9 protein-coding genes are annotated in these 17,342 nt (G+C 65.6%); 2 read left to right on the top strand and 7 right to left on the bottom strand.

The genetic code is table 11. From position 1 onward, the window contains the following. Positions 1-20: 20 nt before the first annotated feature. The 5 genes from GYH34_RS15525 to trxA form a co-directional block, all read right to left on the bottom strand. On the bottom strand, positions 21-2,051 hold the full coding sequence (locus GYH34_RS15525) for a glycosyl transferase (protein WP_174242414.1): 2,031 nt from the start codon (positions 2,049-2,051) through the stop codon (positions 21-23). 97 nt (positions 2,052-2,148) lie between these two features. Next, a complete protein-coding gene (locus GYH34_RS15520) occupies positions 2,149-10,569 on the bottom strand; it encodes a hypothetical protein (protein ID WP_161914369.1) in 8,421 nt (2,806 codons plus the stop codon). Positions 10,570-11,015: 446 nt separating this feature from the next. After that, positions 11,016-12,110: a molybdenum ABC transporter ATP-binding protein gene (gene modC, locus GYH34_RS15515; RefSeq protein WP_161914368.1), complete on the bottom strand. Its 1,095-nt coding sequence runs from the start codon at positions 12,108-12,110 to the stop codon at positions 11,016-11,018. Then, positions 12,107-12,826, bottom strand: coding sequence for a molybdate ABC transporter permease subunit (modB, locus tag GYH34_RS15510; protein WP_161914367.1), 720 nt, complete (start codon positions 12,824-12,826; stop codon positions 12,107-12,109). The genes modC and modB overlap by 4 nt, the downstream gene beginning before the upstream one ends. Positions 12,827-12,866: 40 nt before the next feature. Continuing rightward, positions 12,867-13,193 (bottom strand): thioredoxin, encoded by a 327-nt coding sequence (gene trxA, locus GYH34_RS15505; protein ID WP_018264919.1) that lies wholly within the window; start codon positions 13,191-13,193, stop codon positions 12,867-12,869. A 268-nt stretch (positions 13,194-13,461) separates the two neighbouring features. Between trxA and GYH34_RS15500 the strand changes: the two genes are divergently transcribed. Together GYH34_RS15500 and GYH34_RS15495 are read left to right on the top strand one after the other, a co-directional pair. Continuing rightward, positions 13,462-14,202 (top strand): ABC transporter permease, encoded by a 741-nt coding sequence (locus GYH34_RS15500; protein WP_244635147.1) that lies wholly within the window; start codon positions 13,462-13,464, stop codon positions 14,200-14,202. Next, a complete protein-coding gene (locus GYH34_RS15495) occupies positions 14,192-14,932 on the top strand; it encodes an ABC transporter ATP-binding protein (RefSeq protein WP_161914366.1) in 741 nt (246 codons plus the stop codon). The genes GYH34_RS15500 and GYH34_RS15495 overlap by 11 nt, the downstream gene beginning before the upstream one ends. 47 nt (positions 14,933-14,979) lie before the next feature. Here the strand turns inward: GYH34_RS15495 and GYH34_RS15490 are convergent, their stop codons facing one another. Further along, entirely contained in the window at positions 14,980-16,143 is a 1,164-nt protein-coding gene (locus tag GYH34_RS15490) for an LptF/LptG family permease (protein WP_161914365.1), read from the bottom strand. 81 nt (positions 16,144-16,224) lie between these two features. After that, a complete protein-coding gene (locus tag GYH34_RS15485; protein ID WP_161914364.1) occupies positions 16,225-17,124 on the bottom strand; it encodes a hypothetical protein in 900 nt (299 codons plus the stop codon). Positions 17,125-17,342 lie beyond the last annotated feature (218 nt).

Here is a 17,342-nt window from a genome sequence, read left to right as displayed (position 1 = left end):
GGGGAGACACGGCCGCGCGCTCAGCGCGGCCGCCACATGCGCGCGTCGGGCTCTATCGGATAGGCGGCGTCCCACTCCGCCAGCTTGCGCTGATAGAGCGCGCGATAATCGGCGTCGCTCAGCAGCTCGATCTTCTCGAGATCGAGATCGAGCCCGATCTCGTGATAAATATCGAGATTGCGCAGATCCGGCCGCGGCAGTTCGCCATTCTCATAGTCGCGCCACATGTCGCGATAGAGCTGCTCCAAATCGCCGACGAGCCGCGGCGTGTCGAAGAGCAGCGACGTCTCGCGCACATTGGCGAGCCGGTCCCGCAGGCCCGCGAGCTTACGCCTGTCCTTGCCGAGCTCTATCGCGAGCGCGACATAATCCTCCGCGCTGGCGCAGGCGAGCTCGCCGACGCCCGCCGCACGCACCAGGCTGGCGCAGACGCGCGAGGCGAAGCTGCGGCCGGGATAGGTGACGATCGGCACGCCCATCCACAGCGAGTCCGCCGCCGTCGTATGGGCGCCATAGGGGAAATTGTCGAGGAAGAGATCGGCGAGCGGATAGCGCGCCAAATGATGGGGATTGGCCATCTTCTCGGCGAAGATGATCCGCTCCGGCGCGACGCCGCGCGCTTTCGCCTCCTCGCGCACGCGGGCGTTGGTCTGCTCCGTGCCGGTCAGCAGCCACAGCACGCTTCCCGGAACCGCCGTCAGAATGCGCGCCCAGCGATCGAAGGTGAGGGCGGTGAGTTTCTGCATGCCGTTGAGCGAGCAATAGACGAAGGCGTCCTCCGGCAATCCCGCCTCGGCGCGCGTCGGGCGTTGCGGCGCGACGACGCGCTTGCGATCATTGGGCTGGTAGCAGGCGAGCCGCGCCACCTTCTCCGAGTAGTAGAGCTCCGCGCCTTCGGGAATGATCACCGGATCGGCGATGATGTAATGATGATAGGGGCTGCCCATCGTGCCGGGGAAGCCGAACCAGTTGACGATGATCGGCGCCGGCCGCAGCGAGAACACCTTGGTGCGCGCATCCTTGGTGTAGCCGTTGAGATCGACGAGAATGTCGATCTCGTCCTCGGCGATTTTTTTCGCCGCCGTCTCGTCGTCCATTCCGTTGATGTCGGTCCAGCGGTCGATGGCGGCGGCGATGCGCTCGCGCGTCGGATCATTGCGCGCGATCCCGCAATAATAGGCGTAGATCTCGAAATGCGCGCGATCATGCGACTCGAGAACATCGGTCATGGCGAAGCCGACCGCATGCTCGCGCAGATCGGAGGAGACATAGCCGATGCGCAACCGCTGCTCGCGCGCCCGCTTCGGCTCTGCGGGGCAAAGGCCGCGTTTGGGCCGGCCGATGGAGCGCTTCTCGTAATGATGCGCCTTGGCGAGTTGGAACATCGGATCGTCGGAATGATTGGCGAGCGACAGTGACGAAATGCCATTGGCGAGATCGGCGAGGCTCACGCGCTCGGAGGGCTGCACGACCGGCCATTTGCATTGGCGCTGGCGTAGCGCGATCCAATGCTGCACGACCTCCTGCCGCTTGGGATCGATCTCCAGAATTTGCCGCAGCGCGTCTTCCGCCGCCTCGTCCTTATTGAGGCTCTCCAGCACACGCCCGGTCTGCTGCAGCGCGCTGAGCTTGTGAGCCACCGACTCGCCATTGACGGCGGCGGTCCGCTCGACGAGCGCCATCCATTGCGCGACCGCCGCGCCGACGAGGCCGGAATCCTCGAGCAGCCGCCCGAGATTGATATAGGGCGGCTGGAAATCCGGCTGAATGCGGATCGCCTCGCGCAGCGCATTGATCGCGCCCGGGCGATCGCCCGAGTCGGCCAAAGCCGTCGCATAGTTGAAATAGGCCGCATAGACGACGGGATCGTCGGCGTTGAAGGCGATCCAATGCTTGTAGAGCTCGGCCGCCCGCCGATCGAGCCCCAGCGCTTTCAATTGCGCGGCGGCGGTGAACAGATCGGCGATGGTCAGCTTGCGCGAGTAGGATTTTTCGATCGCTGCCTGGAACAGCGCGAGGGCGGTCTCCGATTCGTTCGGCTGCGTGGTCATGTCGACGTCCATTCGAGAGGGCGGCGCCCGGGCGATGCCGCCCGGAGCGTCGTTGCGGACGGGTGACGAAGGTCACCGCGTCTCGCGCCCCTCGCCGTCAGCCGATGAGAGACACGAGCGCGATAGCTTGATCCACGGACATTGCCTGAATCTGGGTTGTCGTGAAGGCGTTGCCTTGGGTCGTGGACAAAGCGGCGATATCCGTCGTCGTTATGCCGGCGATCGCCGTCGTCGTGAGCGCCGGAATGCCCGTCGTGCTGCTCAGAGCGCTGAAGTTGGTCGTGCTGAGCGCTCCGATCTGCGTCCGGGTGAGGCCGGCGACCTGAGCGCTGCTCAGAGCGTCGATCTCGGTGGTGGTCAGCGAGTTGATCGCCGCCGCGGAAAGCGCGCCGATCTGCGCCGCCGTCAGCGCCCCGACTTGGGTCGAGGTGAGATTGCCGACTGCGGTCGAATCCAGGCCGCCGATCTGGCTCGTCGAGAAATCGCCGGCGTCGATCGCATCCAGATAGCTCGCCGACAGCCCATCCAGCTGCGTCGCCGTGAGGCCGCGCACCTGCGTCGAGGTGAGATCGGTGACCTGGGTGGTGGAGAGGTTCGAGATCGCGGTGGTGGTGAGCTTGCCGATCTGCGTTGCGGTGAGGCCGGCGAGCTGTGTGGAGGTGAAGGCCTGCACTTCCGTCGAGGTCAGCGCGCCGAAGGCGGTGGCGGAGAGGGCGCCGATCTGGGTGGAGGTGAGATTGGCGACCTGGGTCGTGGAGAGATCGCCGACGCTTGTCGCGCTGAAGGCGGCGATCTGCGAGGTGGAGAAGTCGGCCGCATCGATAGCGTCGAGATAGCTCGCCGACAATCCGCCGATCTGCGTCGCGGTGAGGCCGCGGACCTGCGTCGAGGTGAGATCGGTGACCTGGGTGGTGGAGAGGTTCGAGATCGCGGTGGTGGTGAGCTTGCCGATCTGCGTGGCGGTGAGGCCGGCGAGCTGTGTGGAGGTGAAGGCCTGCACTTCCGTCGAGGTCAGCGCGCCGAAGGCGGTGGCGGAGAGGGCGCCGATCTGGGTGGAGGTGAGATTGGCGACCTGGGTCGTGGAGAGATCGCCGACGCTTGTCGCGCTGAAGGCGGCGATCTGCGAGGTGGAGAAGTCGGCCGCATCGATAGCGTCGAGATAGCTCGCCGACAATCCGCCGATCTGCGTCGCGGTGAGGCCGCGGACCTGCGTCGAGGTGAGATCGGTGACCTGGGTGGTGGAGAGGTTCGAGATCGCGGTGGTGGTGAGCTTGCCGATCTGCGTTGCGGTGAGGCCGGCGAGCTGTGTGGAGGTGAAGGCCTGCACTTCCGTCGAGGTCAGCGCGCCGAAGGCGGTGGCGGAGAGGGCGCCGATCTGGGTGGAGGTGAGATTGGCGACCTGGGTCGTGGAGAGATCGCCGACGCTTGTCGCGCTGAAGGCGGCGATCTGCGAGGTGGAGAAGTCGGCCGCATCGATAGCGTCGAGATAGCTCGCCGACAATCCGCCGATCTGCGTCGCGGTGAGGCCGCGGACCTGCGTCGAGGTGAGATCGGTGACCTGGGTGGTGGAGAGGTTCGAGATCGCGGTGGTGGTGAGCTTGCCGATCTGCGTGGCGGTGAGGCCGGCGAGCTGTGTGGAGGTGAAGGCCTGCACTTCCGTCGAGGTCAGCGCGCCGAAGGCGGTGGCGGAGAGGGCGCCGATCTGGGTGGAGGTGAGATTGGCGACCTGGGTCGTGGAGAGATCGCCGACGCTTGTCGCGCTGAAGGCGGCGATCTGCGAGGTGGAGAAGTCGGCCGCATCGATAGCGTCGAGATAGCTCGCCGACAATCCGCCGATCTGCGTGGCGGTGAGGCCGCGAACCTGCGTCGAGGTGAGATCGGTGACCTGGGTGGTGGAGAGGTTCGAGATCGCGGTGGTGGTGAGCTTGCCGATCTGCGTTGCGGTGAGGCCGGCGAGCTGTGTGGAGGTGAAGGCCTGCACTTCCGTCGAGGTCAGCGCGCCGAAGGCGGTGGCGGAGAGGGCGCCGATCTGGGTGGAGGTGAGATTGGCGACCTGGGTCGTGGAGAGATCGCCGACGCTTGTCGCGCTGAAGGCGGCGATCTGCGAGGTGGAGAAGTCGGCCGCATCGATAGCGTCGAGATAGCTCGCCGACAATCCGCCGATCTGCGTGGCGGTGAGGCCGCGAACCTGCGTCGAGGTGAGATCGGTGACCTGGGTGGTGGAGAGGTTCGAGATCGCGGTGGTGGTGAGCTTGCCGATCTGCGTGGCGGTGAGGCCGGCGAGCTGTGTGGAGGTGAAGGCCTGCACTTCCGTCGAGGTCAGCGCGCCGAAGGCGGTGGCGGAGAGGGCGCCGATCTGGGTGGAGGTGAGATTGGCGACCTGGGTCGTGGAGAGATCGCCGACGCTTGTCGCGCTGAAGGCGGCGATCTGCGAGGTGGAGAAGTCGGCCGCATCGATAGCGTCGAGATAGCTCGCCGACAATCCGCCGATCTGCGTCGCGGTGAGGCCGCGGACCTGCGTCGAGGTGAGATCGGTGACCTGGGTGGTGGAGAGGTTCGAGATCGCGGTGGTGGTGAGCTTGCCGATCTGCGTGGCGGTGAGGCCGGCGAGCTGTGTGGAGGTGAAGGCCTGCACTTCCGTCGAGGTCAGCGCGCCGAAGGCGGTGGCGGAGAGGGCGCCGATCTGGGTGGAGGTGAGATTGGCGACCTGGGTCGTGGAGAGATCGCCGACGCTTGTCGCGCTGAAGGCGGCGATCTGCGAGGTGGAGAAGTCGGCCGCATCGATAGCGTCGAGATAGCTCGCCGACAATCCGCCGATCTGCGTCGCGGTGAGGCCGCGGACCTGCGTCGAGGTGAGATCGGTGACCTGGGTGGTGGAGAGGTTCGAGATCGCGGTGGTGGTGAGCTTGCCGATCTGCGTGGCGGTGAGGCCGGCGAGCTGTGTGGAGGTGAAGGCCTGCACTTCCGTCGAGGTCAGCGCGCCGAAGGCGGTGGCGGAGAGGGCGCCGATCTGGGTGGAGGTGAGATTGGCGACCTGGGTCGTGGAGAGATCGCCGACGCTTGTCGCGCTGAAGGCGGCGATCTGCGAGGTGGAGAAGTCGGCCGCATCGATAGCGTCGAGATAGCTCGCCGACAATCCGCCGATCTGCGTCGCGGTGAGGCCGCGGACCTGCGTCGAGGTGAGATCGGTGACCTGGGTGGTGGAGAGGTTCGAGATCGCGGTGGTGGTGAGCTTGCCGATCTGCGTGGCGGTGAGGCCGGCGAGCTGTGTGGAGGTGAAGGCCTGCACTTCCGTCGAGGTCAGCGCGCCGAAGGCGGTGGCGGAGAGGGCGCCGATCTGGGTGGAGGTGAGATTGGCGACCTGGGTCGTGGAGAGATCGCCGACGCTTGTCGCGCTGAAGGCGGCGATCTGCGAGGTGGAGAAGTCGGCCGCATCGATAGCGTCGAGATAGCTCGCCGACAATCCGCCGATCTGCGTGGCGGTGAGGCCGCGAACCTGCGTCGAGGTGAGATCGGTGACCTGGGTGGTGGAGAGGTTCGAGATCGCGGTGGTGGTGAGCTTGCCGATCTGCGTTGCGGTGAGGCCGGCGAGCTGTGTGGAGGTGAAGGCCTGCACTTCCGTCGAGGTCAGCGCGCCGAAGGCGGTGGCGGAGAGGGCGCCGATCTGGGTGGAGGTGAGATTGGCGACCTGGGTCGTGGAGAGATCGCCGACGCTTGTCGCGCTGAAGGCGGCGATCTGCGAGGTGGAGAAGTCGGCCGCATCGATAGCGTCGAGATAGCTCGCCGACAATCCGCCGATCTGCGTGGCGGTGAGGCCGCGAACCTGCGTCGAGGTGAGATCGGTGACCTGGGTGGTGGAGAGGTTCGAGATCGCGGTGGTGGTGAGCTTGCCGATCTGCGTGGCGGTGAGGCCGGCGAGCTGTGTGGAGGTGAAGGCCTGCACTTCCGTCGAGGTCAGCGCGCCGAAGGCGGTGGCGGAGAGGGCGCCGATCTGGGTGGAGGTGAGATTGGCGACCTGGGTCGTGGAGAGATCGCCGACGCTTGTCGCGCTGAAGGCGGCGATCTGCGAGGTGGAGAAGTCGGCCGCATCGATAGCGTCGAGATAGCTCGCCGACAATCCGCCGATCTGCGTGGCGGTGAGGCCGCGAACCTGCGTCGAGGTGAGATCGGTGACCTGGGTGGTGGAGAGGTTCGAGATCGCGGTGGTGGTGAGCTTGCCGATCTGCGTGGCGGTGAGGCCGGCGAGCTGTGTGGAGGTGAAGGCCTGCACTTCCGTCGAGGTCAGCGCGCCGAAGGCGGTGGCGGAGAGGGCGCCGATCTGGGTGGAGGTGAGATTGGCGACCTGGGTGGTGGAGAGGTCGCTGACGCTTGTCGCGCTGAAGGCGGCGATCTGCGAGGTCGAGAAGTCGCCGGCGTCGATGGCGTCGAGATAGCTCGCCGACAATCCGCCGATCTGCGTGGCGGTGAGGCCGCGAACCTGCGTCGAGGTGAGATCGGTGACCTGGGTGGTGGAGAGGTTCGAGATCGCGGTGGTGGTGAGCTTGCCGATCTGCGTTGCGGTGAGGCCGGCGAGCTGTGTGGAGGTGAAGGCCTGCACTTCCGTCGAGGTCAGCGCGCCGAAGGCGGTGGCGGAGAGGGCGCCGATCTGGGTGGAGGTGAGATTGGCGACCTGGGTGGTGGAGAGGTCGCCGACGCTTGTCGCGCTGAAGGCGGCGATCTGCGAGGTCGAGAAGTCGCCGGCGTCGATGGCGTCGAGATAGCTCGCCGACAATCCGCCGATCTGCGTGGCGGTGAGGCCGCGGACCTGCGTCGAGGTGAGATCAGTGACCTGGGTGGTGGAGAGGTTCGAGATCGCGGTGGTGGTGAGCTTGCCGATCTGCGTTGCGGTGAGGCCGGCGAGCTGTGTGGAGGTGAAGGCCTGCACTTCCGTCGAGGTCAGCGCGCCGAAGGCGGTGGCGGAGAGGGCGCCGATCTGGGTGGAGGTGAGATTGGCGACCTGGGTGGTGGAGAGGTCGCCGACGCTTGTCGCGCTGAAGGCGGCGATCTGCGAGGTGGAGAAGTCGCCAGCGTCGATCGCGTCGAGATAGCTCGCCGACAGCCCATCCAGCTGCGTTGCGGTGAGGCCGCGGATCTGCGTCGCGGTGAGGTCGGTGACCTGCGTGGTGGAAAGGTTCGAGATCGCCGTGGTGGTGAGCTTGCCGAGCTGCGTTGCGGTGAGGCCGGCGAGCTGTGTAGAGGTGAAGGCCTGCACCTCTGTGGAGGTCAGCGCGCCGAAGGCGGTGGCGGAGAGGGCGCCGATCTGGGTGGAGGTGAGATTGGCGACCTGGGTGGTGGAGAGGTCGCCGACGCTTGTCGCGCTGAAGGCGGCGATCTGCGAGGTCGAGAAGTCGCCGGCGTCGATGGCGTCGAGATAGCTCGCCGACAATCCGCCGATCTGCGTGGCGGTGAGGCCGCGGACCTGCGTCGAGGTGAGATCAGTGACCTGGGTGGTGGAGAGGTTCGAGATCGCGGTGGTGGTGAGCTTGCCGATCTGCGTTGCGGTGAGGCCGGCGAGCTGTGTGGAGGTGAAGGCCTGCACTTCCGTCGAGGTCAGCGCGCCGAAGGCGGTGGCGGAGAGGGCGCCGATCTGGGTGGAGGTGAGATTGGCGACCTGGGTGGTGGAGAGGTCGCCGACGCTTGTCGCGCTGAAGGCGGCGATCTGCGAGGTCGAGAAGTCGCCGGCGTCGATCGCATCCAGATAGCTCGCCGACAATCCGCCGATCTGCGTCGCGGTGAGGCCGCGAACCTGCGTCGAGGTCAGATCAGTGACCTGGGTGGTGGAGAGGTTCGAGATCGCGGTGGTGGTGAGCTTGCCGATCTGCGTTGCGGTGAGGCCGGCGAGCTGTGTGGAGGTGAAGGCCTGCACCTCCGTCGAGGTCAGCGCGCCGAAGGCGGTGGCGGAGAGGGCGCCGATCTGGGTGGAGGTGAGATTGGCGACCTGGGTGGTGGAGAGGTCGCCGACGCTTGTCGCGCTGAAGGCGGCGATCTGCGAGGTGGAGAAGTCGGCCGCATCGATAGCGTCGAGATAGCTCGCCGACAATCCGCCGATCTGCGTCGCGGTGAGGCCGCGAACCTGCGTCGAGGTCAGATCAGTGACCTGGGTGGTGGAGAGGTTCGAGATCGCGGTGGTGGTGAGCTTGCCGATCTGCGTTGCGGTGAGGCCGGCGAGCTGTGTGGAGGTGAAGGCCTGCACCTCCGTCGAGGTCAGCGCGCCGAAGGCGGTGGCGGAGAGGGCGCCGATCTGGGTGGAGGTGAGATTGGCGACCTGGGTGGTGGAGAGGTCGCCGACGCTTGTCGCGCTGAAGGCGGCGATCTGCGAGGTCGAGAAGTCGCCGGCGTCGATGGCGTCGAGATAGCTCGCCGACAATCCGCCGATCTGCGTGGCGGTGAGGCCGCGGACCTGCGTCGAGGTGAGATCAGTGACCTGGGTGGTGGAGAGGTTCGAGATCGCGGTGGTGGTGAGCTTGCCGATCTGCGTTGCGGTGAGGCCGGCGAGCTGTGTGGAGGTGAAGGCCTGCACTTCCGTCGAGGTCAGCGCGCCGAAGGCGGTGGCGGAGAGGGCGCCGATCTGGGTGGAGGTGAGATTGGCGACCTGGGTCGTGGAGAGGTCGCCGACGCTTGTCGCGCTGAAGGCGGCGATCTGCGAGGTCGAGAAGTCGGCCGCATCGATGGCGTCGAGATAGCTCGCCGACAATCCGCCGATCTGCGTGGCGGTGAGGCCGCGGACCTGCGTCGAGGTCAGATCGGTGACCTGGGTGGTGGAGAGGTTCGAGATCGCGGTGGTGGTGAGCTTGCCGATCTGCGTTGCGGTGAGGCCGGCGAGCTGTGTGGAGGTGAAGGCCTGCACCTCTGTGGAGGTCAGCGCGCCGAAGGCGGTGGCGGAGAGGGCGCCGATCTGGGTGGAGGTGAGATTGGCGACCTGGGTGGTGGAGAGGTCGCCGACGCTTGTCGCGCTGAAGGCGGCGATCTGCGAGGTCGAGAAGTCGCCGGCGTCGATGGCGTCGAGATAGCTCGCCGACAATCCGCCGATCTGCGTGGCGGTGAGGCCGCGGACCTGCGTCGAGGTGAGATCAGTGACCTGGGTGGTGGAGAGGTTCGAGATCGCGGTGGTGGTGAGCTTGCCGATCTGCGTTGCGGTGAGGCCGGCGAGCTGTGTGGAGGTGAAGGCCTGCACTTCCGTCGAGGTCAGCGCGCCGAAGGCGGTGGCGGAGAGGGCGCCGATCTGGGTGGAGGTGAGATTGGCGACCTGGGTCGTGGAGAGGTCGCCGACGCTTGTCGCGCTGAAGGCGGCGATCTGCGAGGTCGAGAAGTCGGCCGCATCGATGGCGTCGAGATAGCTCGCCGACAATCCGCCGATCTGCGTGGCGGTGAGGCCGCGGACCTGCGTCGAGGTCAGATCGGTGACCTGGGTGGTGGAGAGGTTGGAGATCGCGGTGGTGGTGAGCTTGCCGATCTGCGTCGCGGTGAGGCCAGCGAGCTGTGTGGAGGTGAAGGCCTGCACTTCCGTCGAGGTCAGCGCGCCGAAGGCGGTGGCGGAGAGGGCGCCGATCTGGGTGGAGGTGAGATTGGCGACCTGGGTCGTGGAGAGGTCGCCGACGCTTGTCGCGCTGAAGGCGGCGATCTGCGAGGTCGAGAAGTCGGCCGCATCGATGGCGTCGAGATAGCTCGCCGACAATCCGCCGATCTGCGTGGCGGTGAGGCCGCGGACCTGCGTCGAGGTCAGATCGGTGACCTGGGTGGTGGAGAGGTTCGAGATCGCGGTGGTGGTGAGCTTGCCGATCTGCGTGGCGGTGAGGCCGGCGAGCTGTGTGGTGCTCCAGGCCTGGACTTCCGTCGACGAGAGGCCGGCGAAAGCCGTCGCCGACAAGGCGCCGATCTGCGCGGAGCTGAGGCCTTCCGCCTGAGTGGTGGAGAGATTGCTGGCCGCGGCGCCATCGAGTCCGGCGATCTGCGAGGTGGTCAGATTGGCGAGATTGACCGCGATGAGATCGTCGGTGCTCAGCGCATTGAGCTGCGAGGTGGTGAGGCCGCGCACCTGGGTCTGGCTAAGCGAGGAAATCTGCGTCGTCGAGAGATTGCTGATCGCCGTGGTGGTCAGCTTGCCGATCTGCGTGGAGGTGAGCGCGCCGATCTGTGTGGCGTCCCATCCCTCCAGCTCGGTCGAGGTGAGCGCGCCGATCTGCGAGGAGGTGAGTGCGGCGATCTGAGTGGCGGTGAATTCGTCCGCCTGCGTCGTCGTCAGATTGCCGATCTGCGCGAGCGAGAGGCCGGCGATGGCGTTGGCCGAGAGCGCCGCGATCTGCGTCTGCGCGAAATATTGGAGATCGGTCGAGTTGAGCGCGTTGAGCTGCGTCGATTTGAGCGCCGCCGCCTGCGTGGTGCTGAGCGCCGCTATGTCCGTTGTCGTCAGATTTGATATGATCGTCGTGGTGAGCCCGGCAACCTGAGTGGCGGTGAGAGAGGTGAAGATCGAGGTCATCGGGCGCTCCGCTTCCAATGAAGCTGTTTACGAAGAAACGAAAGTGTGACGGCGTGACGGTTCTCGGCCCGAGCGCGCTCGGTCCGCATCGGGCGTGAGCGTAGGACGCAGCGAGGACGCGCGAGCGATCGCTCCGGCGCGAGGGGCCGGCGGCTGTGCCTTGGTCACGAAGGTTTTGGAGAACACCGTCGCGCCAGGCCGTGCCTCCGGCGGAGTCTCGTGAGCCGGAATAGGCTCGAGAGTTCCTGACCGGGCCGGCGGCGGACAGATCATCTGTCCTGTTCGGCGCGAATACGAAGCCATCCCTTATCGGAGGCTTCGCGGTTTTGAAAATCGCATGGAGGTCTTAACAAACATCTAAATGAAAGAGCTAACGAATTCCTATGATTTCGGCTCGAGGATTCGTGTCCGAGAGCCGGCGTCGCCATGCCTGCGCAGCGGCGCGCTCACGCATTTGCGCGGAGCTCTCTCTCGTCCAGCGCCACCGATTTCACCAGCGCATAGACTTGCGCGCCGACGCTCAGATTCATCTCGGCGACAGAGAGCCGCGTCGTCGCCGAGATGAGCCGATCGCCGCCTTCGAGCTCCAGCCGCACGAAGGCGAGCGGACTCGCGTCCTCATCGATCGCGACGATGCGGCCGAGAAGCACGGTGCGTATGCTGGTGTTCTCCGGCTTGCGGTAGGCGAGCGCGACGTCGGTGGCGTTGATGAGCGTGCGCGCCTGCCGGTCGCCATTGGCGACATGCGCCGCGACGACGATCTCGCCCGCGGGATGCGTGAGCCGCGTGACGCCATAGCGCGCATCATAGGCGCCGACATGCGCCGCCAGCGCGCTGACAACCGAAAAACGGCCGCCTTCCGTATGCCGGCTGGCGGCGGCGAGCGTCTCCGAGGGCAGGCCCTGCGCGACGATGCGGCCGCGCTCGAGCGAGATCACCTCGTCGGCGAGGCGCAATATCTCGTCGGCCGCATGAGACACGAGCAGGATCGGAATCTGGAATTCGTCGCGCAGCCGCTCGATCAGCGTCATGATCTCCTGGCGTCGGTCATAGTCGAGCGAGGCCATGGGCTCGTCCATCACCAAAAGGCGCGGCGAGCAGAGCAGGGCGCGGGCGAGGCCGACGCGCTGCCGCTCGCCGCCCGAGAGCGCGCCGGCGCGGCGGCGCAGCAGATGCGCGACGCCGAGCGTCTCGACCACGGCCTCGAATGGCACGCGGCGCTCCGCCTTGGGCGTGAAGAAGCGGCCGAATAGTATGTTCGTCTTTACGTCGAAATGCGGAAACAGCAGCGCATCCTGAAACACGAGGCCGATGCGGCGCTTCTCCGGCGGTATGAAGAGACGCTGCGCCGTATCGACGAGAAGCGCGCCATTGACGACGATATGGCCCTCGTCGGGCGCCGCGAGGCCAGCGACGAGATGCGCGAGCGTCGTCTTGCCAGAGCCGGACGGTCCGTGCAGCGCGAGGATGCGGGCCTTGGAGGTGAAGGCGGCGGCGAGGGTGAAATCGCCCCGGCGCAATTTTATATCGACGCCGATCATTTGCCGGCTCGCGTCGCATCGGCGCGCTTTTGCAAGATCTCCGAGACGACGAGCGCCGCCACGGCGATCGTCGCCGAGACGGCGGCGAGCCGCAGCGCGTCGGCGTCGCCGTCCGGCGTCTGGGTGAAGCTGTAGATGGCGGAGGGAATTGTCTGCGTCTCGCCGGGAATGTTGGAGACGAAGGTGATCGTTGCGCCGAACTCGCCGAGCGCCTTGGCGAAGCCGAGAATCGAGCCGACGATGACGCCGGGCGCCGCCAGCGGCAGCGTCACTACGAAGAAGGTCCATAGCGGATCGGCGCCGAGCGAGCGCGAGGCGAGCGCCAGCCGCTCGTCGATGCTCTCGAAGGAGAGGCGAATCGGGCGGATCATCAGCGGAAAGCTCATCACGGCGGCCGCCAGCGCCGCGCCGGTCCAGCGAAAGGCGAAGACGACGCCGAAATATTCCGCGAGGAAATGGCCGAGCGGCGTCTTGCGGCCGAGCAGCAGCAGCAGGGCGAAGCCGGTGACGACCGGCGGCATGACCAGCGGCAGATGAATGAAGGCGTTGAGCGCCGCATGACCGGGAAAGCGCCAGCGCGCCAAAGCATAGGCGACGAAGACGGCGAGCGGCAGCGAGAAGGCGGTCGCGGTCGCCGCGACCTTCAGGCTGAGGACGATCGCCGTCAGCTCCTGCGGGGAGAAATAGACGGAAGGCGTAAAATCCGAGAGGTTCATGCTCTGAGATTTACGCCTTCGCCTCCGCTACGTCGAGCGCTTATATAGCGCCGTTGATCCAGCGCAGCAATTCGCCCTTGGGCGCGGCGCCCACCTTCTGCGAGGCGGCCTTGCCGTCCTTGAAGATGATGAGCGTCGGAATGGAGCGAATGCCCAGCATGCCGGCGACGTTGGGATTCTCGTCGACGTTGAGCTTGACGATTTTGAGCTTGTCCTTGAGCTCGGTGGCGATCTCCTCGAGCGCCGGCGCAATGGTGCGGCAGGGGCCGCACCATTCGGCCCAGAAATCGACGACGACCGGCTGGTCGGATTTCAGAACCTCGGCTTCGAAGCTCGCATCGGAGACTTTGACGGTCGCGGCAGACATGGCTTTCCTTTCGAATTGAAACTTTGTCGAAAGAGTAGGAACGGCGCGGCGGCGCGTCAAGCCGAGGTCGACCCTGGCGAGGCGGAGCCAGGCCGATCCGGCCCGCCCGGCGCCCGACCGTTGACAGAGGCGGCGCCGAACTGGTCTATGCGGCTGCGCCGCCGCATTCGATCGAAGGAGGTTCGGCCTGTCGCTCGCTCAGATACCGCCCATCGCCTATGTCGCTCCCTTCGAGCGGGCGTGGCACCATAGGGAGCTCATTCGCGCTGTGGTGCGGCGGGAGCTCACCTCGAGGTTCCGTGGCTCGGTGCTCGGGCCGCTCTGGGCCGTGCTCGCTCCGCTGATCATGCTGCTCACCTATACCGTTCTGTTTTCAATAACAGTTCCGCAATTGTCCGCGGGCATGAGCACCAGCGATTACGCGGCCGGCATCTTCATCGGGCTCATCGTCTTCAATTTGTTCAGCGAGCTCGCCTATCGCGCGCCGGGCCTGCTGCACGAGCATGTGACCTTCGTGAAGAAGTCGATCTTTCCGAGTGAGACCATCGCCTGGGTGGCGACGATTCGCGCCTTCGTCTATGGCGGCATCAGCCTCGGCGTCTATGTGGTCTTCCGCCTGCTGACGGCCGGCGAATTGCCGATGACGATTTTTTTCGCGCCGCTGCTGATTCTGCCCTTCGCCTGCTTCATGCTCGGCGTGGTGTGGTTTTTGATGGCGCTCGGCGCCTTCACCCGCGATGTGGCGCATATCATGGTGTCGGTGGTGCCGGTGCTGATGTTCGCGACGCCGATCTTCTATCGGCTCGATCAGATGCCGTCGCATATCTCGATCTGGCTGCGCCTCAATCTCGTCGGCGACTATATAGAGATGCTGCGCGGCGCGGCGCTCGACGGCGTGCTGCCCAATCCCATCGCTTATGTCGCGCTGTCCCTGGTGTCTTACGGGATATTCCTGTTCGGCTATCAGTTCTTCATGCGCTACAAATCGGTCATCGTCGATGTCATCTGAACCCATCATCCGCTGCGAAAGCGTCGGCAAGGCGTTCCAGCTCTATCTGCACCGCAACGACCAGCTGAAGCAGATCCTGTTCGGCCTGTGGAAGAAGTTCTATCAGGAGCATTGGGTGCTCCACGACATAGGCTTCGAGGTCGCCAAGGGCGAGAAGGTCGGCATTATCGGCCGCAATGGCGCGGGCAAGACGACTCTGCTGCAAATTCTCTGCGGCATCACGCGGCCGACGCGCGGCTCCTTCGAGGTGAAGGGCCGCGTGGCGCCGATTCTGGCGCTGGGCTCGGGCTTCGACGGCCTGCTCACCGGACGCGAGAACGCCATGATCGGCGGCGCGATCCTCGGCCTCAAGCGCAAGGAGGTGGAGAAGCGCCTGCCGGCAATCGCCGCCTTCGCCGATATCGGGCCTTTCTTCGATCAGCCCATGCGGCTCTATTCCAGCGGCATGGTGGCGCGCGTCGCTTTCGCCATTTGCGCCAACGCCGACGCCGATATTCTCATCGTCGATGAGGCGCTGTCTGTCGGCGACGAGGTGTTCCAGGCCAAATGCGAGGCCTTCATCGCCGATTTCGCCAAGAAAGGGACCATTTTGATGGTCTCGCACGATCTGCGCTTTCTCGGCGATCTCTGCGACCGCGTGATCTGGATCGACGAGGGCGCGGTGCGTGAGACCGGCGCGCCGGATGTGGTCATCCCCCATTATCGCGAGGTGGTGCTCGCCGCCGCGTGATGGAACTCGGGTTGCGAGCTTGGAAGGCTCGCGCTCAATTCACTCGGTCAGGCGGCGACGGTCTGCGGCTCGGCGGCGATCGCCTCAAAGGCGGAGAGCTTGCGCATCGGGCTGGTGCTTCTGTTGCGGCGGTGGATCAGCAGGATCGACACGCCGATCTCGAGCGCCGCCGCCCCCGCCAGAAGAAAAGCGAAGCGCGCATCGGCGCGCAGCAGCGATTCGAGCGCCACCAGAAAGAAAATATGCGCCGCCGGAATGGCGATGATGACCAGTGAGCTCATGCCGCCGCGTCGCCCGGTGACGCTGCCGAAGGTCAAGACCAGCGCCATGGCGAGCAGCGTATGCGCGACGGCGAGCGAAGGCACGCCGAAGCGCTTGGCCGCCTCCGCCATCCATTCGCCGGCCTGGCGGCGGTCGAGCTTGGCGGTCTGCCAATTGGCGATGAATTCCGGCAGGGTCAGCTCATAGACGCCGCGCCAATTGCGCGGCGGCAGCGATTCGCTGCCCTGCATCGGCAGCGCCATCGCATATTCATCGAAATTGGCGATGCGGACCTCGTCCGTGTCGAAGGGCTTGGTCTGAATGCTGCCGTTTGACAGCGCCACCACGACGCCGGAGGGCTGGCGGCGGAACTCTGCGCGCGCCGCGGTGATCGTCTCCTCCTGGCGCTTCTCGATGGAAATCTGCCGCACGAAGAGATTGACGGCTATGTCCGGCGTCTCCCAGCGCTGCAGATAGAGCGTCTTCACGCCATTGTCGAAAGTGTAGAAATGCGCCGCGTCCAGCATGCGGTGATTGAGCGAGTTGCGCACCACATTGATGACGTCCTGCAAGCCGCTGGCGTAATAGGGAGCCATGAGATTGGCGAGCCCATAGCCGAGGACGACCAGCGCGCCGGCGCAGACGATCGCGGGCCGGCACACCGACCAGACGGACAGACGCAGCGCATAGAGCACGGCGATCATGCCTTCGTTGGACATGCGCGCGAATTCGAGCGCCGTGGCGACGCCTATGGCCATGGGCAGAGTGATGAAGCCGACAGTCGGCATGGTGCCGACCAGCGCCGGGGCCAGCAGGCCGGCGCGAATCGCCGCCGGGGTCAGCGTGTAGAGCAGATAGGAGAGCACGACCGGCACGATGAGCGCGAGCTGGACGACGAGCGTGCTGAACAGGATGCGCCGTGCGAGATAGAGGAAAAGTAGGCGAGGCATGTGTCCTGTTCCGTGCGACGAAATCGACCCGTCCCGGAGGGAGGGCCGCCGCCGCACGGCAGTCTCATAGCGGAATTCGGCCTATTTGCGAAATTTCGCCCAGGCGGCTTTGGAAAACTCTTTCCACGAGGCGTCGAAAACGCCCGTCGAGGGGAGGGCTGTCGCCCCCGCCCAATGGCAGAAGTAGATTTCCTTGCCGTCGGGATCGAGCGGCTTGCCGTCGGAGAAGGTGATTCCGGGCGCCTGATAGAAGCTCTCATGCGAGGCGCGCTCGACGCAATGCGGCAAAAGCGTGATGGCGAGCCCGCGCCGATGCGTCACGAAATTCACCAGAGGCTGGGCGAAGAGCTGCCCGCGCTTGCGCACTTCATGGAAGAGCTTGGCGTCCTCGCGCATCGTCTCGATGAAATGGTCGAGCTTCAAATATTGGTTGGACGTGACCCAGAAGCCGTCGTTGAACAGCAGCGCGTCGCGCAGGAAGGGGTAGTTCGCCTTCTTCTCGTTGTAGACATATTCGAAGCTCGGCGAGGCGACGATAAATTCCGTCTTCTTGGCCTCGAGCCGGCCGAAAATGGGAGAGAAATCGCGATAGAGCACCACATCGACATCGACATAGGCGACTTCATCGAGCGGCAGAGCGAGGGCCTGCAGCTTGCGCAGCCGGCGGCGATTGCCGTTGAACGGGCCGGGATAGAGCTCTGCGGCGAGCCGGTCGATCGCCTCGGGAACCTCCTCGATGAAATGCGCGCCGTATATGTCCGCCGCGCGCCGAGTCTGCGCGACATTCTCGTCATAGGGGACGAGATAGAGCGGCAGATGCGCGTTGGTCTGCGCATAGCTCTCGAGGAAGGGGAGCAGCCAGTCGATGATCTTGTCATTGCCGACGATGGCGATCCCATAGCGCTTGCCGGCCGCGGCCCCGCTCTGGTCCGGGGCGGCGCGTGGCGGGGAAAAATCTGGATTTGCGGGTCGAAGGCTCATATACCCCGTCTACTTGGAAACGCCGCCGCAGGGCAAGCGGGGCGGGCGGATACGGGGACGCGCAGGAAGAGGCGTTTCCACCTCCCCCTTCGAGGGGGGAGGTCGAGCGCCGAAGGCGCTCGGGAGGGGGTGAGCGCCCGAGTCTCTATGCGCCCCATCGTCGCGCGGAACGGGAGGGGTCGATCGAGCAGCTTGTTTCCAACGACGCTTCCGTCGAC

The organism is Methylosinus sp. C49, from assembly GCF_009936375.1.
Lineage (GTDB): Bacteria > Pseudomonadota > Alphaproteobacteria > Rhizobiales > Beijerinckiaceae > Methylosinus.
The sequence above is the reverse complement of the archived record's forward strand: the minus strand, read 5'-3'. Positions and strand labels throughout refer to the sequence as shown.